We start from the raw sequence: 20,744 nt of genomic DNA on the forward strand, positions 1-20,744 counted from the left end.
ATCTGATAAATTTGATATTAGTTAACTCATTCTGCTCATAATAAAATTGCCATTTAAAATTAAAGATATGCTCAAGGTTACATTTAATGTCCATATTTATAAATCGACGTTAAAAGTGAAGCAAAAAGCAGTCAGATGTATGAGCAGTGAAATTTATTTGAATTTTACCTATTTTATATAGGTGTCGGAGAATAGTATGAAAGCTAATAGAAAAATTGCTGTCGTTTTAGGTGGTTGTGCTCTGGTTTTTAGTTCTTTTGCACTTAGTGTCAATCAGGATGAAGGTAAAGCTGCTCCCTTTGTGAGTTGTGGAAATTTAACAGAACCCCAAATTGCGGCGCAGGTGAAAAGTGATTTTATCCATAATCGATTACCGCGTTGGGCGGATGAAAAAGCCTTATTAGGTAAAAAAGCGGTGGCGTGGGTTAATGATAAAGAAGTGACAAAAGCGGATGCTATTTATACCGTACCGCTTGTAGTTAGAGGCGCAAAAACAGATCTTCAGTACCGTGTTGCTGTTGACTGTGAAAATAACACCATTACTTACAATACCGTTAAATAGCATTAGCGCTATTTTGATGGCTCATTCTAAATAAATAAAAAGGAGAATATTAATTCTCCTTTTTTGTTAAATATGGCGGGTTAAAATTGTAAAGGTCTATCGGTTTCTTGGCTCATAAGGTAGACGAGCGAAGTGCTGAGATAGCTGACGGTAGTAGACTAACCGTTCTCTAAAATACGCTCTCAAATGTTCAGGTTGTTCACGCTCAATGGCCTCAGGGATAATAGGAACGTTGTAACGTTCTTTAAATGCAACGCCTGAAGCTAATAAATCGACGTTTATTTTATCCATTTCATCTTTAGGCAATAAAGCGAGATTATGGCTCATAGTACATTCCTACAATTGAACACGATATATTGGGTTATTGTAACAATTAAATGAGAAAAAATCTCAATACATTTCAGTGATAAATAATCATAAATAATCATAAATAATCATAAATAATGAGATTTTTTCTCTACTTTGATATTCTTTATTAAGGTTAGAAACAATGAAAGATAATGAGATTGATTATTATTGTTTTTACCAAAAGTTATTAATAATCAGTAAATTGGATTTTTTTGTTTTAATATTGTTTTAGGGTTTTAATTATTGTAATACTGTGCATAATAGCATCATGAATTATTAATCAATAAGGCAAATATATGTTAACTAATGACATGGTAAATAAATTAAATGAGCAATTGAATCTTGAGTTTTATTCTGCAAACATGTATTTGCAGATGAGTGCTTGGTGTAGCGATAAAGGCTATGAAGGTGCTGCTGCCTTTTTAAAAGCACATTCTCAAGAAGAAATGGAACATATGCAACGCTTATTTGATTACCTTAGCGATACTGGCGCATTACCATTGCTTGGGCAAATTGCGGCTCCACCGGTTAATTTTAAGTCTATTGGTGATGTATTCAGCCAAACTTATGAACACGAAAAATTGATTACTTCTGAGATAAATAAGCTCGCCCACCTAGCGATGACAACTCAGGATTATTCCACATTTAACTTCTTACAGTGGTATGTTGCTGAGCAACACGAAGAAGAAAAACTGTTTAAATCAGTACTTGATAAACTGGATATGGTTGGTGAGACTGGCAAGTCATTATTCTTGTTTGATAAAGACCTAAAAAGTATGTCTACCGTTGCACACGTTTAAGTCATCAATCTAACTCGCTAGATTTAAATGTTCGAATAGGCTTATGGATGAAAGTGGTTAATTTCAATATCCATAAGCTTTTTTCTTTTCATTCTGTGTGAAAACTCACACCTTTAGGCGACAAAACCTCTCTTTTAATCGGCGAAGCAAGATTTTTTCCGTATAATGGTCGGTAATAAATCTAAATACACCTGCATATTAAGAGGTTACTATGCCAATTACCCAAATTAAATCTTCATGGCGCAAGCTAAGTGCAATTGCTGTGCTTTTTCTTGGTATGTCATTTCAGCAAGCATTTGCCCACGCGCATTTGAAAGACCAATTACCTGCCGAAGGCGCCGCTGTAGAACAAGTTCCTGAATCCATCACACTCAATTTCTCTGAAGGCATTGAAGTTAATTTTACCAAGGTGAGTATTATTGGTCCTGAAGATCAAATTATTAAAACGGGTAAAGCCGCACTTGATCCTGCGAATGACACGAAAGTCATTGTGCCAATTGAAGGTAAACTGACGACAGGTAAATATGATGTCAATTGGAGTGTTGTTTCTGTTGATGGTCATAAAACAAAAGGAACCTATAGCTTCACTGTGAAATAATATGTCACTCGAAGCTTTTTATACCCTCATTCGTTTTATTCATTTTATCGCTGCAATGTTGATGTGTGGAATGTCAATATTTGCGGCGATGCTCACTTATGGTCAGTTTAGCTATCTTTTAGGTCGTTACCTTAATAAAGGTATCATTTTTAGTGCAGTAATCACGGCAATAACCACGTTTGCTTGGATGTTTGCTCAAGCAGGGTTAATGGGCGATGGCTGGGCTGATGCTTTAGATTGGAATATCTGGCAAGGAGTCTTTGGGACTTCATTTGGCCGAGTATGGCGCTGGGAATTATTGTGCTCAGTTATTTTGCTTGGCGTTATATTTATCCGACGAATGAAAGTTCGACTCCACTTAATTTTGATACTTTCAATTGTTCTTTTGGGGTTACATGCGCTGATTGGTCATGCCGCTATGTATGAGGGTTTTGCTGGAACACTCCATAGACTCAATCAATTTATACATCTGATTAGTGCTGCCTATTGGTTTGGTGGATTATGGCCATTTTTGATTTGCATACAGTTTTTACGCAATAGAAAAGAACTCGTCACCGGAATGGATAAACAAATATTCAAGACCATGACTCAGTTTTCTCGTATAGGTCATGTTGCCGTATCGCTAGTGGTGATCACCGGAATTGTGAGTTCAGTAACTTTGCTGCCTAATTGGCCCTTTGTTTATTCTTATTCTGAATATCAATCATGGCTATGGCTAAAAATTATTCTCGTACTCACTATGGTGCTCCTCGCATTAATCAACCGCTATATTGTTGTGCCCAGCCTGAAGCGGAAGGGGCGGATTAATTATTTAATTATAAATAGTTGGGTTGAGTTATTACTAGGAACAATGGCAGTATTAGCGGTTGCTATTTTTGCTACTTATCAACCGATCTAGTTGGTTGTTGACGTAATCAAAAATAACGCATAATAGAAAAATGTATTGATAGCTAATCTCACTATCGGTTTAACAAGGTCATTTCAATGAAACAGAAATTAATCATTTGTTCGTTATTACTTAGTGGAATTATAAGTTCTGCTGTTGCTGCGCCGCTCACGACTGTGAGTAAAAAACAATTTGGTAATGATTGGCCATTTACCCGTGAAGAGGTCATGTTGGAATGTCGAAATAATGGAGCTTTGGTTGTCATCAATCCTGCAACGTTGATGCAGTATCCTTTAAATGACATCGCGACCTCATTAATGGAGAAAAAACAGATAAAAGCCCAGCCAATTGATGTTTTACTTGCGCCGACTGATAGCAATAAAAGTATAGAACAACGGATTTTGCCATTGAGAGAGGCCGCTCAAAAGTTGTGCGGCAATAAATAACCGTTATCTGTTGAGTTAAAAAACAAAAAGCATCAATTGAGTATATTTATATTGTTTATCAATGAAATAGCGAATTGAAAGGTTTTACTTATTAGCAGCATAGGTACAACCTATTGAACAAATAGTTCAATTTTAGAAAATTAAGAAATAAATTGTGTTAATAATATGTAAAATAATTGATAATTAAAGTGGTAAGAACGTGAGTTGAACGCTAGTATTAGATTGTACTTTGTTACGTCTCAATGGCAATTTTAGCGCACGGCTCTGCCAGAGCCATTTCCCAAGGCCCGGTAATCGGAATCTACCAGGCCTCTTTTTTTGCCTATCACTTCTTGTTTATCTATTTTCCACATAAAAATGACTCATAACTTAAGCGTTTTAGGCTAGTTTCATCACCCAATGATGATTTTCTTTGTCATAGCGATCGCGATATAACAGTACCGGCTTTTCATCAATGGTCGCCGGAATACTGGTATGTTCATCCCAACCATCTAATTGCATACAAAAATCTGTATCAGAATCACAAGGAATACTCACCGTATCACTTTTTTGATTAGGCATAACAGCATCATTTATTTCGTAGGAAGATATTTTCAATTTAACTATGCACATAGCAACACCTCTTAATCAATATGGACGTATAGGGAATCGACTCAACAGGATTAAGCATAGTATAAATGGAAGTCATTTCCAAAATATTTTTTTAACTTAAATTGATTAGGGGTGCAATGTCTGGTTTACATGCACCCTAATAGCCATTATTTTTTAGGAATGGAAGTACCCCAGTCTAACCAATCGCTCGGTGGCTCTAATTTCAGAATGAAATGCTGTTCAGCTTTTGCTTTTGGCGAAAGTGGCACTGTCGGCGGGGTTGCAAGGGATATACCGCCACGGACAAATTGCTTAAATGTCCCACTCTTAATGACACCACCGGTTAAACCGAAGGCAAGGTTATAACCAGATGATAACCAAAATTGTGTATTGTCTCGAACGAGGTATTGGTACTCTTTCCCTATGCGGGTTGCCACATATACACGATCGGAAAGCTCTCCCAAATACAATCCAGTTACTGTACCAATCTCTAACCCTCTGAATAATATTGGGGTCCCCACCTGAATAGAGCCCGCTTCACTGGCATCTAAATAAATCGTCAGTCCGTCGAGATAACGTGAATCGGTGATATTTGCAGTTTGTAATTCAAATTGGTAACGATTTTTATTATCTCTGCCAGGCTCTGCACTAATGTAAGGTTGTAATAGCGTATCTAAATTATTAACTCCAGAAGGAGAGAGCTCGGGGGTAACAACCGCAAAGCGGCTGCCAATTTTAGTAAATGCCTCGACATATTCAGGATAAAGAATCGCTTTCGCTTTAACTTCTCGGTTATCAGCAGAAAGCTTGAGTGATTCTATTTGACCAATATTGATACCCAAATAGCGGATCGGCATACCTTCCGACAACTTAGATGCATCGAAGGTCGTTAGTGTCACCGCACTTCCAATGGCTTTAGCTGAAGTTTCAGTAGGAAAAAGGGTGTGTTGTCTAACGGAGTCTGGTGAACCGGATTGAAGATTATCAAAGCTAATTGCACCACTAATTGCGCGGCTCAAAGGTGCGGCTTGTACGGTTAAGCCATTCCCGTTGAGCTGAACTTTTGCACCACCTTCTGCCCAAAATACACTTTTGTCGGTTAATAGATGACGATACTGGCTTGAGATATGAATGTTGACTTCAAAACCTTTATCCGTTGGTTTTATGGCAATAATTTTACCTACCGCAAATTGGCGATAGAGCACAACAGAGCCAGTTTGAATATCAGGCAGGCTGGTAGCATTTAATTTAATGGTTGTTGGCGGAGCTGAGCCTAATATACCCGATTTTGCATTTTCATCACTGCGGTACAGAGGAAAGTTTTCAGGAAGGGCTTTTTTGCCTTTCTCAATATCTTTGCCAGGGAGTAAATGGATACCACCATCGAGCCACTCTTGCGGAGTAGCACCTTGAAATTGAATACCATTAAGACCTAATTGCAGGTCAACACGACTATTCGCGACAAATTTACTATCTCGCGTGATTAGGTATCGATATTCATCGAAAATAGCGATATCAAAGTTGACTTTTTCATCAGATAAGTGACGTTGTAATACCTCGCCAATTTTAATTCCGCGATAAACAATTGGTTGCTCACTATTTACACCATATGTATCTTGTGCCCAAAGGGAGAGGTGGAGCGTTTCTTTTCCTTGCTGTTCAAGTTGCTTCACATCTTGCTTCGTTGATTGCAAAACAAATTGCTGGCCTTCTTGAGCTGGAAGGCTATCCGCCGGTGAATCAAAAGAAACAGCACCGTTAATGACAGCTGAGAGGCTTTCCATCTTGATACTGGCGCCAGAGTTCAAATTAAAGTCACCTTCAACACCAGAAACATTCCAAAATTGACTTTTTTCACGCACTAAGTTGGCATAGCGTTTCTTTATAACGGCAGCGATAGAAACGCCTTTATCATTAGGTAATACTGAATAATCTGAAATATAACCGACAGGCACTTTGCGGTAATAAATCGCAGAATTCTCATTTAATGAACCGAGATCTTTTGCCGTGAGGTAAATAAGCAATTCACCGTCATCAATATTAAGTTGGGGAGGGGTGTCTTGGGCGATAAATTGGGATTGCTCATTACCTTCGTTTGGTAGCATGCCAATATAGTTACCACCTACTAATGCATCTAACCCAGATACGCCTGCAAGGGAGGCTTTAGGCGTGACAAGCCAAAATTTTGTCCCGGATGTTAGTGCAGAACGCATATCTTTGTTAATACTTGCGGTGACAATAATACTTTTCAAGTCTTTGCTGATGGTGACCGATTGAACCATACCAACTTCAACACCCTGGTAACGAATTGGGGTTCTATTAGCCACAACACCGGGAGCAGATGAGAATTCAATAGTGATTTCGGTTCCTTTATCAACCCAATATTGGAATAAAAGCCAACCCGCAATGAATATGGCGACCAAAGGAAGCAGCCAAAATGGCGAGATACGTGCTCTTTTGCGTAAGATAACTTCTTCCGTTATGTCAGAAGTATCAGTTTGTTGGTTTTGATTTTCCATAAGAATCCCAAATTAGGCGACTATCTAGCCATTCGACGGCGAGGATGGTTAAAATAACAGCAACACCGAAGTACAAAGCAGCAGGTCCCATGGTAAAAGACATAAGCTGATCACGGTTCACGAGTGTCATCATTAACGCAATCACAAACAAATCAAGCATAGACCAGCGTCCAATCCATGAAACAAATTTAAGCAGTTTCATTCGTAATACGGGATCTATTTTGCTTTGTTGTTGAATTGAAAATAATAGCAATATCATGATGATGATTTTGATAAATGGCACCAAAATACTGGCAATAAAAACGATGACTGCAATTGGCCAATTTCCTGAGTCGATTAAAGAGACGACACCTGAATAAATCGTATCTTCCATTCGCTGTCCATTCAGATAAAAAACTGAGATAGGCAACAAGTTAGCAGGAATGAGCAAGATCATCGCAGTAATCAGTGCTGCCCATGTTTTTTGCAGACTTAAAGGCTCTCTGTACTGCAAAGGGCGATGACAGCGCTGACATTTCTCTTGAGCATTAGGCGGTGCAGTGTAATGACAAGCCGTGCAGGTTAACGCAGTTGGATCTTCAGCTTTGTCATCCATCCGATAAAAGTAACGCCAAAGTACATCAATGTTGATATGAATAAGAATGAGTAAACTAATAATCGCCATAGTAATAAACGCGATTAAGCCATGACCAATAGAGACGGTAGCATAGTCCTGCATTTTTATTGCCGCAATACCCAGCCCAATAAGATATACATCTAGCATTACCCATTCTTTTAAATGATTAAGCACTAATAAAATAGGACGTAAGTTTACTTTTAAATGGCGACCAATAAAAAGGCTAATAATAAGGATAGGTAACAATAGTGGCGCGGCAACCGCACAAAAAGCCACTATACTGGCTGTAAATGGGTCACCTTGCTGGTTTATTAAGCGGATACCTTCTAAAACATTTGCACTTATTTGTGTTCCAAGCAGATGAATTGATATTAAGGGTTGCCAAAAAGCAATAGGGGCAAGCAATAATAAGGTGATAGAAAGTATTAATAAACGGTTTAATGACCATGAACGGCCATCATTAAGTTGACTCAAACAACGTGGACAAACAATGACTTGCCGTGCACTGAAGCTGGGGGATAATATCTTCTGATTGCAATGAGAGCAGCGTTGCAAAATCATGTCAGTATGATTAATGTGATTCATATACACTTATTGTAGGGGTTAATTTGCATGTAATCTAGTGTAAAAAAATTTACGACAAACTCACAACTTGGTAACCTTAGGGCTACTCTTATTGATGTTTTTATTAATTACTTGATTATTACAAGAAATAACTATGGATAAAAAGAAGTATTATCTCGAAATTTCAGATAATCTATCCGCGTTACTTGCGGGTGAGTTCGATTTAATTGCAAGTTTAGCAAATACCAGTGCACTCCTGTATGAACGTTTAGAGGGTGTGAACTGGGTAGGATTTTATTTTAGTGATGGGCAAGAGCTGGTGTTAGGTCCTTTTCAAGGAAAAGTGGCATGTGTCAGAATTGCATTCGACAAAGGCGTTTGTGGAAAGGCATTCAGTCACAACCAAGTTCAACGTATTGCCGATGTCCATGCTTTCCCAGGTCATATTGCCTGTGATGGGGCAAGCAACGCTGAAATTGTATTTCCTTTAGTCGTAAATGGTCGAATTTTAGGTGTTTTAGATATCGATAGCCCGAATTTTGACCGGTTCGATCAAGAAGATGAAAATGGGCTACAGCACCTTGTAAACCAGTTGTGTCAACATCTGGCAATGTGTTCTATGCCAAAATTTTACTAAATATTGGTATGTTAAATTAATAGTAACGTGGCAATTGTCAGCAACACGATTATAATGGCGGCTTGTTCGTGCCCGTGAGGTTGGCAAAATCGTTGTTATCAGGAAATTTCATGGAAAATCAACCTAAGTTGAATAGTAGTAAAGAAGTTATCGCATTTTTAGCAGAGCGTTTTCCACGCTGTTTTATCGCTGAAGGCGAAGCACGTCCGTTAAAAGTCGGAATTTTTCAAGATATTGTAGCGTGTCTAACCGAAGAAGATGGTATCAGTAAAACACAGCTACGCTCTGCGTTGCGTATGTATACCTCAAGCTGGCGTTACCTCTACGGTGTCAAAGAAGGCGCTAAACGCGTTGACTTGAATGGTGACGACTGTGGTGAGTTAGACGCAGAACATATTGCACATGCACGCCAGCAATTAACTGAAGCGAAAGCAAGAGTTCAAGCACAACGTGCAGAACAAAAAGCGCAAAAACGACCAGCCGCCAAAAAGCCGAGTGATAAAACGACTCGTAGCCCAGAAGCAGCTAAAGAAAATGCGCCTCGCCGCCGTCAATCAGACAATAAAGAACGCCCGCAGAACACATCAACGAAAACCCCACGCCGTAACAACGCTGCTCCAGAGCAAAAATTGAAATCAGTTACTGATATCAACGCACTGCAAGTAGGTCAAAGACTGAAAGTGAAGGTTGGTAGTAGTGTGATGGATGCCTCTGTAATGGAAATTGCTAAAGATGGTGTCAGGGTTCAATTGCCAACTGGACTGGCAATGATTGTGCGCGCGGAACATTTAAAGTTCTGATACGGAGGTCAATCAGGTCATGAACAAACTTCTTAAAATCGCACTTGTCGTTAGTCTAACCACTTTTGGCAGTGCAATTGCTAATACTCAAGCAGTGACTCCAGTCACTGCTGCTCAGTTACCTGTCTTAAAACAGAATGCACAGCATGGCACCGTCAGTGAAAGGGTGAGTTCAAGATTTACTCGCTCTCACTACCGCCAATTTGATTTAGATAAAGCGTTTTCTGGGAAAATATTTGATCGATATCTAAATATGCTAGATTTCGGTCATAATGTTTTGCTTCAATCTGATGTAGACCAATATGCGAAAGATAAAGCAAAAGTTGGCCAATGGCTTGAAGATGGCAAATTAGATACGTTCTATGACCTGTATAACCTTTCGCAGCAGAGACGCTTTGAGCGTTTTCAATATGCATTAGCTCGCCTTGATCAACCTATGAATTTAGATGCCCAAGATTCTATTGAAGTTGACCGCTCTAAATCACCTTGGCCTAAAGACAAGCAAGAACTTGATAAGCTTTGGGATCAAAAAGTGAGATATGACTGGTTAAATTTAAAGCTCTCGGGTAAAGATGATAAGGAAATTAAGGAAAAACTGACTAAACGTTATAATTTTGCATTAAGGCGTTTAGCGCAGGGGCAAAGTGAAGATGTTTTCCAGCTTATTGTTAACTCATTTGCGCGTGAGATAGACCCTCACACCAGTTATCTTTCACCTCGTAATACGGAGCAATTTAATTCTGAGATGAGTTTATCTCTTGAAGGGATTGGCGCTGTTTTACAACAAGATGATGAAAATACAGTTATAAATTCACTCGTTGCTGGTGGTCCTGCGGCTAAAAGCAAAGAACTGAAAGTTGGCGATAAAATCATTGGGGTCGGTCAAACCGGTAAGCCAGTCGTAGATGTTGTTGGCTGGCGCCTTGATGATGTTGTTGCATTAATTAAAGGCCCAAAAGGCAGTCAAGTTCGTTTGGAAGTCGTTTCTGATACTAAAGGGGCTAAGCCACAAATAGTCACTATAGTAAGGGAGCAGATCCGATTAGAAGATAGAGCTGTTAAGTTGACTATCAAGCAACAAGGTAAAGAGAAAGTTGCGGTATTAGATATCCCAGGTTTTTATGTTGGGTTAACGAATGATGTAAAAACGCAACTACAAAATATGGCTAAAGATAATGTATCCGCATTGGTCATTGACCTACGAGGTAATGGTGGCGGCGCATTAACAGAAGCGGTTTCTTTATCGGGCTTGTTTATTCCGAAAGGGCCAATTGTTCAAGTTCGTGATAATAATGGCCAAGTTCGTCAAGATATCGATGATGATGATGTGATTTATTATAAAGGTCCACTCGTCGTTCTCGTTGATCGTTTTAGTGCTTCGGCATCTGAAATTTTTGCCGCTGCGATGCAAGATTATGGCCGAGCGCTTATTGTTGGGGAGCCAACGTTTGGTAAGGGTACGGTTCAACAACATCGAAGTTTAAGCCGTGTTTATGACCAAATGCTTAAACCAGAATGGCCATCGCTAGGCTCTGTGCAATATACTATTCAGAAATTTTACCGAGTGAATGGTGGAAGCACACAGCGTGAAGGTGTAACGCCTGATGTTGTTATGCCAACAGGGCAAGATCCTGCTGAGACGGGTGAAAGTTTTGAGGATAATGCGCTACCATGGGATAGTATTCCACCTGCAAATTATTCTAAAGTTGGTGATATTGCCGCGGATTTATCGCCAATAAAAACCAAACATTTAGACCGTATTAGTCAAGATCCTGAATTCAATTATATTGATGAAGATATCGCTCGCTACAAAGCGCATAAAGATAGCAAAAATCTGATTTCGCTAAATTATGCACAACGTCAAAAAGAAGATGATGAAATTGAAGCGACTAAACTTAAGCGTATAAATGAACGTAATGCTAGAGAGGGTAAACCATTACTCAAATCCATTGAGGATTTACCCAAAGATTACGAAGGACCCGACCCTTATTTAGATGAAACGGTGAAAATGGCAATAGATCTTGCGAATCAAAATGCCAAGATGTTATCTAAGTAAAGGTTACGCTATCCGCTAATCGAAGTGTTAAAACCCCATCCATTTTTTATGAAGTGTGTGGGGTTTCTGTTTTTAAATCGTATCAGCATGTAAATGATAGACTTCATGCATTTTGAGACTAAAGCCTCTTTATACAAGATTAATGTGCTCTGTATTTTCAATATTAATTATTCTTGTTCCAATCATGCTGGCTTGTCCTCCGACCTTAACGCGATTAATTATCTGCGCTTGTGTATCAATAGTGACTTGAATTTGAGAGGCACATCCCATCGCTCGGCCTTGTTCAAACACAAAATTATTTTCGTTTGGTACGTTTGGTAATATATGAGTAACCAGATAGCACCCTAGCGCACCACTGGCACTGCCGGTTGCTGATTCTTCATCTATTCCGTACAGAGGTGCAAAATTACGGCAGTGTGCTGTGATTGATGTCTGGCGGCTTAGTTCAAATACATGGAATCCGATAGCATCAAATTTGCGACTCAGATTTGCGATTGCTTCATGGTTGGGTTGCAGGGTATCTAATTGACCCGGTTGCACGGGGACAATTATATCTGGCAGTCCGGTTGAAATAATCTCAATAGGAAAGCCTGTTTCTGTAATGACGTTGTGATGTATTCCGAGTGCAGCTGCAACCTCTTCGACGGGAGGGCCTTTTCGCCTAATAGGTAAGGTCTGCTCCATGACAATGTTGTTAGCGCTGACAGTTACGTTCAAAATACCCGCATTCGTTTTTTGCTTATAATGACCAGGAGCTAGCAGGTCGAGGGAAGCTAAAGTGAAAAAAATCGCTAATGTTGCATGCCCGCAAAAATCTACTTCCCCTACGGGAGTAAAAAAATCCACTTTGAAATCAGTATCCTCACCTGCGTAGACAAATGCGGTTTCGGAAAAGCCGATTTGTCGTGCGATAGCTATTTTTTGCTCAATACTTAGATCGGGAGGGCTGAGAACGACACCCGCGGGATTGCCGCCAGAGTTATTCAAGGTAAATGAATTAACAAGGTGCACCTTGATATTGTGATTACCCGAAAGTGTTGCTTTGTTTTGCATCTGCTACTCCTGCGCTTGTTATGGCTATTACTGTGGGTTAATACTGTTTATTTTCGCAAGCCATTGTGCCTCTTTTAAGCTGAATGAGTATGTATTTTTTGCATCAGGAGTGATTAATTTAAATTCAGAATTACTGATTTTAATCATGGGGATGCCATCAAATTTTACGGTAGTATTTAATGCTTTAATTTTGGCCTGTGGTGGTGAGGTTAAGAGGTCATTGGGTATACAATTCGTATGTTTAAAACACGGTGTAAGTGACAGTGGCATGTTGATCCTTAAATATATAAATTGAACTAGCGTGAAGTAGGGTAAATAAACCTCTCATCTTGGTATTATTCCATTCCTTTTCTGAGTTAACTTTCAAAATCCACCATTAAACTAAAAAATCATTTTGACCGCTTAAATTTATATTAATACAACGATAGCAAATATCTCATTAAATTAAGGTCAGTGAAGCCGAGATTTGAGATGTAAGTTTTTCATTTCGTTATATTCTAATAATTTATTTTGGTTAGCTAAATTATTCAAAGTGATTAATTAGTTATCCGTTTCTTTACCTTTGCTAAATTTATCCTAAACTTTTGTTGTATATTCTTCATTAATAGGACAATACCAATGAATAAATTATTTATAGGTTTAATTACGCTACTGGTTATGGTGGTTTCATCAATAGGTACTGCGAATGCAAGGAATTACCCTTGTTCTGGAAGTAAAGGCGGAATTGACCGGTGCGACGATGGTAAGTTTATTTGTAATGATGGTTCAACTAGCCGTTCTGAACAGATATGTACTGTGGATTTGAAAAACTCAATTAATAGTAAAGCTGGCACTACGGGTGCTGCTATTGGTGCAGGTACTGCAAAACAATCAAATAAACCTTCTACAACAGAATCAATAAAAAATACCAGTGATAAAGCGAGCAAAAAAGCGAATGATAAGGCTAGTGATGTTTCGGATAAAGTGACAGGTAAAACAAAAGATATAAAAGAGAAAGCCACGAAAGCGTCAGATAAAGATTCAGTAAAAGCGGTAAAAGAGAAAGCCACGAAAGTGTCAGATAAAGATTCAGTAAAAGCGGTAAAAGAGAAAGCCACGAAAGTGTCAGATAAAGATTCAGTAAAAGCAGTAAAAGAGAAAGCTGCGAAAGCGTCAGATAAAGATTTGACAAAAACAGTAAAAGAAAAGGCAACTAAAGAAAAAGTAACTAAAGAAAAAGCGAATAAAACCACTACAAACTAATTGTTACTTAACATATTCACCGTTTACTACTAAGAGTGCTGTTTAAGTTAGCAGCACTCTTTTTTAAGTTAAATTTGCATTGCTAATACGATGAGAACTAAAAAGCTAAATAAGGAGATATAGCCATTTAAGCTCAGAATATCTACCAGAAGTAATAAAAAGTATTTCAAGCCATTTTATGCGGACTTTATTGAGTTAATCGTATGTATTTTAGGCGTTGCTAGTCGGGTCTAAGAGCATTTAAAAACAGTGAGTTAAATATAGTGAATTGAAATATAAGTCGTTAAAATATTCATTTAGCTTCAATTTTATCGTTATAATGTAAAGTTATGTTTATTTTTGCTTTTTTCATGTTAAATCCCTTGAAATAGTGTGAAAAAGCCTTATTTATAAAGTAAATTCTACGTGATATTTGTTTTTACCAAGGAATACATAAAAATGATGAGAATTGCCTTATTCTTACTCACAAACTTAGCGGTCATGTTTGTGTTTGGGATAATACTGAGCTTAACCGGTATCAGAGGGAGTAGTGTTCAAGGGCTGCTGATTATGGCGGGTCTATTTGGTTTCGGTGGCGCATTTATTTCACTGCTCATGTCTAAATGGATGGCATTGAAATCGGTTGGTGGTGAAGTGATTGAGACACCACGTAATCAAACAGAACAATGGCTAGTGAATACTGTTCAACGCCAAGCTCAACAAGTTGGTATCCAAATGCCACAGGTTGCTATTTATCATGCACCTGACATTAATGCATTTGCAACGGGTGCTCGCCGTGATGCTTCTCTTGTTGCGGTAAGTACTGGGCTACTTGAAAATATGAGCCGTGATGAAGCTGAAGCGGTCATTGCGCATGAAATTAGTCATATAGCAAATGGTGACATGGTGACTATGACCTTGTTACAAGGTGTTGTGAATACCTTTGTTATCTTTATCTCACGAATTATTGCTCAGCTTGCGGCTGGGTTTATGTCCAACAATGATAATGAGAGCGAAAGTAGCAACGGTAATCCAATGGTTTATTTCGCTGTATCAATGGTACTTGAAATTGTATTTGGTATTCTGGCAAGTATTATTACGATGTGGTTCTCCCGTTATCGTGAATTTCATGCAGATGCAGGCTCTGCCAAATTAGTGGGTAGAGAGAAAATGATTGCTGCGCTACAAAGACTAAAAACCAGTTATGAGCCGCAGGAAGAAGGGCGTTTAATGGCGTTTTGTATTAATGGACGTGGAAAAGCATTTAGTGAACTATTTTTATCACACCCACCATTAGATAAACGCATTGAAGCGCTTCGCTCCGGTGAATACTTAAAATAGCATTCAGAAGCCACTTAATATTGAGTGGCTTTTTTTTATCTTCATGTCAATAATTCCACAGTGAATAAGTAAAGACCACTAGTTACCCCCTTTTTATTTTTAAAAATAGTCTATATTGTATTAATACAATAATGGGAATGTATTGATTATTTATCAATCAGTAAGGATAAAATATGGATGTACTTGTAAAAACACTTTTATTCGGTAATGAATTTTCGACTGTGGTTAATCCGGCGAGATTAGTCCCGTTTAAATTTGAAATATATCAATCCGAAAATGGTTGGTATCACCGAATGTATAAAGAAGTGGGAATGTCAGGCGCAAATTTAGGTCAGCTATTCAAAGTTTGGGCGTTTGAAGAGCAAATTCATTGGGATCAGCAAACCGAAAAAACCACGGTAGAAGACTATGCTCAGCACTGTCAGAACCTTTATGATGGTCGGGCATAGTTAAAATTTAGCTAAAAAAAAAGCCCCCTTCATAGGGATCTGAAGGGGGAGCTAAATGAATAAAGAATGGTTTAATTCATGAACAAAGATAGGCTATTTTGATAAATGAAACTTAGTTATTTGTGCAGTTTAAAGCGAGTTTATACTGTTATATCCTTTAAATCGCATTTATCGCTAAATATTCTATTGGCGATAGCCTGCTTTAATCTGATCTAATGTGTTTTTATATGTTTCTGCTTGTTTTTCATCTTCAATTAAAGCCACTTCTCTTTGCATCTTAATCAAGATTTTACCTGCATCAGCCTGACCAATTGCTTTTAGCATATGAGTTACTAAATTTTTTAAACAAGTAACTTCATCAGCCAGTGCATTTACATCAGGCTCAGTAGGAAAATGGGTTTTCATTTAGTGTTTCCTTTAATAATAAAAAGTAATTAAAGGATTGTAGCATAGAAAAAATCGCGATGCGTCGTAACATAGAAAGTTAAAACGGCATTGAATATAAAATATTTAAGTTGATTGAACTTTAGTCAATAAAATTTATTTTTTGAAATTAAAGAATAAATAAACGATTAAATCTCAGTCAGTAGGACAATTTATCTTAAAAAGAAGATATCAAATATGGATTATTCTTTATTGATATCCTTCTGTTGCCAGATATTTAAAAGGCAATAAAAAACGTGATACAATTCACAAAATAAACGGTTGAGAGGGGATGTGACGAGCCTAATACGGTTTAAACCCACTTTTGACTCAAATTTTTTTGATTATGCATACGAATAGCCTTTATGGCCAAATTCGCTATTTTTGTGTCATTAAGTGTCTGGAAAATATTAAGGCTTGATATAAAACAATGACTCAGGTTTCTAGAAAAACAGCTTGGATCCGTGTTGTCGCATTAGCGGTCGCGGCATTTGTATTTAACACAACAGAGTTTGTGCCTGTTGCATTGCTGAGCGATATTGCCAGTAGCTTTGATATGACTGTAGCTCATACAGGTTTAATGATCACAATTTATGCATGGGTTGTGGCAATAATGTCTATCCCCTTGATGTTGCTCACCAGTAAGATAGAGCGCCGTAAATTATTGGTTTTTTTATTTATAATATTTATTATCAGCCACATAATTTCTGGATTCGCTTGGAGTTTTGACGTTCTTATTGGTGCTAGAGTCGGGATTGCTTTATCCCATGCCGTATTCTGGTCAATCACAGCATCTTTAGCCATTCGTGTTGCCCCTGCGGGTAAAAAAGCACAAGCCTTAGGGTTACTAGCGACAGGGACAGCACTTGCGACTGTTCTGGGTTTACCGATAGGGAGAGTTATCGGCCAATTTTTAGGATGGAGAGTCACGTTTCTATGTATCGGGATGATTGCTTTTGTGACGATGATTGCGCTGATCAAATTTTTACCTCGTTTACCAAGTGAGCACTCAGGCTCGTTAAAAAGCTTACCTGTTATCATGAAACGTCCTGCACTAATGGGTGTATTTGTCTTGACTGTGGTGGTTGTGACAGCACACTTTGCGGCATATAGCTATATAGAACCTTTTGTTCGCGAAATCGCGTTGCAAAGTCAAAACTTTGCAACATTATTACTCCTTATTTTTGGTGCCGCCGGAATTGTTGGTAGCGTCATTTTTAGCCGTTACAGCAGCAAATATGCCTTAATCTTTTTACCTTCAGCAATTGCGTTATTAACAGGGTGTTTATTCTTGTTGATGCCATTGGCCGGAGATGTCTGGTCATTGATTATGTTGTCGATAGTTTGGGGTATGGCTATCATGTGCATCGGTTTAGGGATGCAAGTTAAGGTTATCGACCTTGCTCCCGACGCAACAGATTTAGCAATGGCAATGTTCTCAGGGATTTTCAACATTGGTATTGGGGCGGGCGCATTACTTGGTAATCAGGTCATTGTTCATCTAGGGATGACAAATATTGGTTATGTCGGTGCAGGGTTTGGTGTAATTTCATTGATTTGGTGCGTGTACATCTTTAAACGCTATAGACATTCATTCATTGATAAATTAACGCCATAGTAAGTCATTAATTTTACTGTTAAATTAAATAAGCGCTATGTTCATTATATTTTGGACATGGCGTTTTTTTTTACTGTAATTTATATTTACAACCAAACGCTCGATTTAGCTACGATTATTGGTATTCTATTTATTATCGTCAGCATATTAAAGATTAATCTGTTTTCAAAAAACAGTGCATACTGATGCAGAAAACAGAAAAGGATATTACTGGAGAATGGAATGAAGCATAAAATCAGTACACTATTGAAGCCTATTGTATCAATAAGCTTAGTGAGCCTGCTATCGATTTCTTTATCAGCTTGCAGCAATTCGGGATCATCAAAAATGACTCCGGCGGAAAGTTCAGGAGCAAAATACGCACAACAGGTTATTAATCTAGGCCCTGGAGCACAAGAAGTTTGTGTTTCTGCAGGCGGGGTACCAGCCTTGACACTGGAACTTAACGGCGATCAAACGGCAGTATGTCAATTTGCAAATGGCAAACGATGTGCAGCCGATATAATCCAAGGTGGTGCGTGTATTTAAATGTTCTTAAAAATGACCAATTCAAAATAATTATATGTAAATTCAAACACCATGTTGTATTTAGACATGGTGTTATATGTAAACAATGCATTTCTTATTACCATTACTGAGTGTTACACCCTTGTTCTTTATTTTTTAAAAATAATATAACCAATCTAATTATGATTCTCATCATATTATGAGCATCTATATAAGTGTGTAAGTTATTGATTGATATTTAATTAAAAAGTCACTAGTCTTAATTAATGCATTTATTGAGTTGATGTTTTAAATATAAATTAATCATACTAATAATTATAAAAATTTGTTTCCCATTTAATAAAGAGTAATGACAAATGAAAAAGAAAATTGAGGATTACACAGGACCTGCTGCGGGTTGGGGTGCTGTAAAAGCAGTTGCGGAAGCATTGCGTGGTCAAATGAAGATTGGACATGATGTCATCGCAATGTTTGATATGAATAAAGTGGACGGGTTCGATTGCCCAGGTTGCGCATGGCCTGACCCAAAACACACGGCATCATTTGATATTTGTGAGAACGGAGCAAAAGCACTCGCATGGGAAGCGACTGAAAAACGAACGACACCAAAATTTTTTGCAAAACATACGGTTACTGAATTACTGAGCTGGGATGATTTCAACTTGGAAGATGAAGGACGTTTAACGCATCCAATGAAATATAATTCGCAGACAGATAAATACGAACCTATTGAGTGGGATGATGCATTTCAGCAGATAGGTGAGCATCTTCGTGGCTATTCAGATCCTAATACCGTTGAATTTTATACATCTGGGCGTACCTCCAACGAAGCCGCATTTTTATATCAGTTACTGGCTCGTGAATACGGCACCAATAATTTTCCTGATTGTTCGAATATGTGCCATGAACCGACAAGTGTTGGTTTAGCCGCAGCCATCGGTGTGGGAAAAGCCACCGTGTTACTGGAAGATTTTGATAAAGCAGATTTAGTGATTTGTATTGGCCATAACCCAGGCACTAACCATCCTCGCATGTTGAGTTCACTCCGTGAAGTATCAAAACGTGGCGCAAAAATTATTGCAATCAACCCATTGCGTGAGAGAGGGCTTGAACGTTTTGCTTATCCTCAAGATGTGGTTGAAATGCTCACCTTAGAGTCAACGCCACTCGCCGGACACTATTATAAAGTCCGTGTCGGGGGGGATACTGCACTAATTAAGGGCGTGATGAAAGTCTTGATTGAGCGCCATCAAGCGGCGACTGACGCGGGTAAACCCGCTATTCTTGATCTGGATTTTATCTCAACGCATACCAGTGGTTATGATGCATTAAAAAATGATTTAGCCACGACGGGCTGGAAAGATATTTTAAAAGTATCGGGCTTGCCGAGAGAGTCTATAGAAGAAATCGCAGATCTCTACACTGAAGCGAAAAATACCATTATTTGTTATGGAATGGGGATTACGCAGCATCAGCATGGTACGCAAAATGTACAACAATTAGTTAATTTATTGCTATTGAAAGGGAATATTGGCCGTGAGGGAGCGGGAATTTGTCCTTTACGTGGGCACTCAAACGTACAGGGCGATAGAACCGTAGGGATCACAGAAAAACCAAGTAAAAGTTTCTTAGATAAAATTGAACAACGTTTTGGTTTTCGCCCACCTAGCAAATTTGGTCACGCTGCGGTTGCCAGTATGCAAGCGATTTATGAAGGAACTGCTAAAGCATTAATTTGCATGGGGGGTAACCTTGCAGTTGCAATGCCAGATAAAGATGCTTGCTTTGAAGGGATGAAAAAGCTCGATTTGGCCGTGCATACGGCAACAAAACTTAATCGTTCACACTTACTGACGGCTAAAAATACGTTCCTGTTACCTGTATTAGGGCGCAGTGAAATAGACAGGCAAAGTAGCGGAGCACAGTGCATTACGGTGGAAGATTCGATGTCAATGGTGCATGCATCGAAAGGGTTATTAAAACCATGCAGCCCACATTTAAAATCAGAATGTGCGATTGTTGCCGGTATTGCGAAAGCGGCGATACCGAATACGAAAGTTGAGTGGGATGATTTTATCGATAACTATGATTTAATCCGTGATGCAATGGAAGCCGTTTTACCTGATTTTGATGATTATAATGCACGAATAAAAATTCCGGGTGGTTTTCATCTTACTAATGCAGCATCAGAGCGACGTTGGTTAACGAAGTCAGGTAAAGCGAACTTTATGCCAACAGAAGGCGTCATTGAAGATCCTAAATCGGCAGTTAATAGTGAGTTGGTTTTAGCGACATTACGTAGCCATGACCAATATAATACAACGATCTATGGAATGAATGACCGATATCGGGGCGTTTTTGGTCAGCGAGATGTGATTTTTATTAGCCAAGCAGAAGCACAAAAGCAGAAATTAAAAGCAGGGGATAAGGTCAATATAATTGCGTTAGATTGTGATCAAAAACCGACTAAGCGACGTTTAGATAATCTTACGGTTGTTATTTATGACATGGCTGACCGTTCTGTTGCAACCTATTTTCCAGAGGCAAATAACTTAATTTCGTTGGATAATTTTGATCCACAATGCGGTATACCGGCTTACAAAAATATCCCAGTAAAATTGGAGCTTTGTCTCTAATAAATCGAAGTTAGCAGAAAATACATAATTGAAAGATAAAAAAGACCCCCAGTAATTGATTGTCCAACTATTG

20 protein-coding genes are annotated in these 20,744 nt (G+C 38.5%); 14 read left to right on the forward strand and 6 right to left on the reverse strand.

The genetic code is table 11. The features are described from left to right. The first annotated feature begins 196 nt into the window (after positions 1–196). Positions 197–562: a protein YebF gene (gene yebF / locus M998_RS00465; protein ID WP_068907103.1), complete on the forward strand. Its 366-nt coding sequence runs from the start codon at positions 197–199 to the stop codon at positions 560–562. 96 nt (positions 563–658) lie between these two features. Here yebF and M998_RS00470 read toward each other — a convergent pair whose 3' ends face one another. Next, on the reverse strand, positions 659–889 hold the full coding sequence (locus M998_RS00470; RefSeq protein WP_068444318.1) for a DNA polymerase III subunit theta: 231 nt from the start codon (positions 887–889) through the stop codon (positions 659–661). Positions 890–1,206: 317 nt separating this feature from the next. Between M998_RS00470 and ftnA the strand changes: the two genes are divergently transcribed. The 4 genes from ftnA (at position 1,207) to M998_RS00490 (ending at position 3,640) form a co-directional block, all read left to right on the forward strand. Further along, positions 1,207–1,710 carry a non-heme ferritin gene (ftnA, locus tag M998_RS00475; RefSeq protein WP_068444315.1) on the forward strand — a complete coding sequence of 168 codons (504 nt, stop codon included), beginning with the start codon at positions 1,207–1,209 and terminating at the stop codon, positions 1,708–1,710. A 211-nt stretch (positions 1,711–1,921) separates the two neighbouring features. Then, positions 1,922–2,308: a copper homeostasis periplasmic binding protein CopC gene (copC, locus tag M998_RS00480; protein WP_068444313.1), complete on the forward strand. Its 387-nt coding sequence runs from the start codon at positions 1,922–1,924 to the stop codon at positions 2,306–2,308. A 1-nt stretch (position 2,309) separates the two neighbouring features. Then, positions 2,310–3,206, forward strand: a complete 897-nt coding sequence (gene copD / locus M998_RS00485) for a copper homeostasis membrane protein CopD (RefSeq protein ID WP_068907104.1) — start codon at positions 2,310–2,312, stop codon at positions 3,204–3,206. 86 nt (positions 3,207–3,292) lie between these two features. Further along, positions 3,293–3,640, forward strand: a complete 348-nt coding sequence (locus tag M998_RS00490; RefSeq protein ID WP_068444307.1) for a YebY family protein — start codon at positions 3,293–3,295, stop codon at positions 3,638–3,640. Between the two features lie 378 nt (positions 3,641–4,018). On the opposite strand, the gene M998_RS00495 is transcribed toward M998_RS00490, so the two are convergent. From M998_RS00495 to yebS, 3 genes are all read right to left on the reverse strand, one after another. Further along, entirely contained in the window at positions 4,019–4,252 is a 234-nt protein-coding gene (locus M998_RS00495; protein WP_068907105.1) for a DUF1480 family protein, read from the reverse strand. A 146-nt stretch (positions 4,253–4,398) separates the two neighbouring features. Further along, a complete protein-coding gene (locus tag M998_RS00500; RefSeq protein ID WP_068444302.1) occupies positions 4,399–6,750 on the reverse strand; it encodes a PqiB family protein in 2,352 nt (783 codons plus the stop codon). Beyond that, the gene (yebS, locus tag M998_RS00505) at positions 6,725–7,951 is read right to left on the reverse strand and encodes a membrane integrity lipid transport subunit YebS (RefSeq protein WP_068444299.1); all 1,227 of its coding nucleotides are present in this window, start codon (positions 7,949–7,951) and stop codon (positions 6,725–6,727) included. Before yebS ends, M998_RS00500 begins: the two co-directional genes overlap by 26 nt. Before the next feature lie 133 nt (positions 7,952–8,084). Between yebS and msrC the strand changes: the two genes are divergently transcribed. The 3 genes from msrC (at position 8,085) to prc (ending at position 11,423) form a co-directional block, all read left to right on the forward strand. Continuing rightward, complete coding sequence (gene msrC, locus M998_RS00510) at positions 8,085–8,567, forward strand: free L-methionine (R)-S-oxide reductase MsrC (RefSeq protein WP_068444296.1); 483 nt, start codon at positions 8,085–8,087, stop codon at positions 8,565–8,567. A 110-nt stretch (positions 8,568–8,677) separates the two neighbouring features. Continuing rightward, entirely contained in the window at positions 8,678–9,367 is a 690-nt protein-coding gene (proQ, locus tag M998_RS00515) for an RNA chaperone ProQ (RefSeq protein WP_068444294.1), read from the forward strand. 19 nt (positions 9,368–9,386) lie between these two features. Then, entirely contained in the window at positions 9,387–11,423 is a 2,037-nt protein-coding gene (gene prc / locus M998_RS00520) for a carboxy terminal-processing peptidase (protein ID WP_068444291.1), read from the forward strand. Between the two features lie 129 nt (positions 11,424–11,552). On the opposite strand, the gene M998_RS00525 is transcribed toward prc, so the two are convergent. Further along, the gene (locus M998_RS00525; protein WP_068907106.1) at positions 11,553–12,476 is read right to left on the reverse strand and encodes a PhzF family protein; all 924 of its coding nucleotides are present in this window, start codon (positions 12,474–12,476) and stop codon (positions 11,553–11,555) included. Between the two features lie 618 nt (positions 12,477–13,094). Here M998_RS00525 and M998_RS00535 point away from each other — a divergent pair. From M998_RS00535 to M998_RS00545, 3 genes are all read left to right on the forward strand, one after another. Continuing rightward, positions 13,095–13,718 (forward strand): cell envelope biogenesis protein TolA, encoded by a 624-nt coding sequence (locus M998_RS00535; protein WP_068907108.1) that lies wholly within the window; start codon positions 13,095–13,097, stop codon positions 13,716–13,718. Between the two features lie 438 nt (positions 13,719–14,156). Further along, positions 14,157–15,038 (forward strand): protease HtpX, encoded by an 882-nt coding sequence (gene htpX / locus M998_RS00540; RefSeq protein WP_068907109.1) that lies wholly within the window; start codon positions 14,157–14,159, stop codon positions 15,036–15,038. A 173-nt stretch (positions 15,039–15,211) separates the two neighbouring features. Then, on the forward strand, positions 15,212–15,487 hold the full coding sequence (locus M998_RS00545) for a hypothetical protein (RefSeq protein ID WP_068444280.1): 276 nt from the start codon (positions 15,212–15,214) through the stop codon (positions 15,485–15,487). Between the two features lie 183 nt (positions 15,488–15,670). Here M998_RS00545 and M998_RS00550 read toward each other — a convergent pair whose 3' ends face one another. Next, the gene (locus M998_RS00550; protein WP_068444276.1) at positions 15,671–15,892 is read right to left on the reverse strand and encodes a DUF2594 family protein; all 222 of its coding nucleotides are present in this window, start codon (positions 15,890–15,892) and stop codon (positions 15,671–15,673) included. A gap of 448 nt (positions 15,893–16,340) precedes the next feature. On the opposite strand from M998_RS00550, the gene M998_RS00555 reads away from it, so the two are divergent. The 3 genes from M998_RS00555 (at position 16,341) to M998_RS00565 (ending at position 20,671) form a co-directional block, all read left to right on the forward strand. After that, the gene (locus M998_RS00555; RefSeq protein WP_068444274.1) at positions 16,341–17,528 is read left to right on the forward strand and encodes a sugar transporter; all 1,188 of its coding nucleotides are present in this window, start codon (positions 16,341–16,343) and stop codon (positions 17,526–17,528) included. Positions 17,529–17,855: 327 nt separating this feature from the next. Further along, complete coding sequence (locus M998_RS00560; protein WP_248846445.1) at positions 17,856–18,056, forward strand: DUF333 domain-containing protein; 201 nt, start codon at positions 17,856–17,858, stop codon at positions 18,054–18,056. Between the two features lie 335 nt (positions 18,057–18,391). After that, on the forward strand, positions 18,392–20,671 hold the full coding sequence (locus M998_RS00565; RefSeq protein WP_068907111.1) for an FdhF/YdeP family oxidoreductase: 2,280 nt from the start codon (positions 18,392–18,394) through the stop codon (positions 20,669–20,671). Positions 20,672–20,744 lie beyond the last annotated feature (73 nt).

This window comes from Providencia heimbachae ATCC 35613, assembly GCF_001655055.1.
Taxonomy (GTDB): domain Bacteria; phylum Pseudomonadota; class Gammaproteobacteria; order Enterobacterales; family Enterobacteriaceae; genus Providencia; species Providencia heimbachae.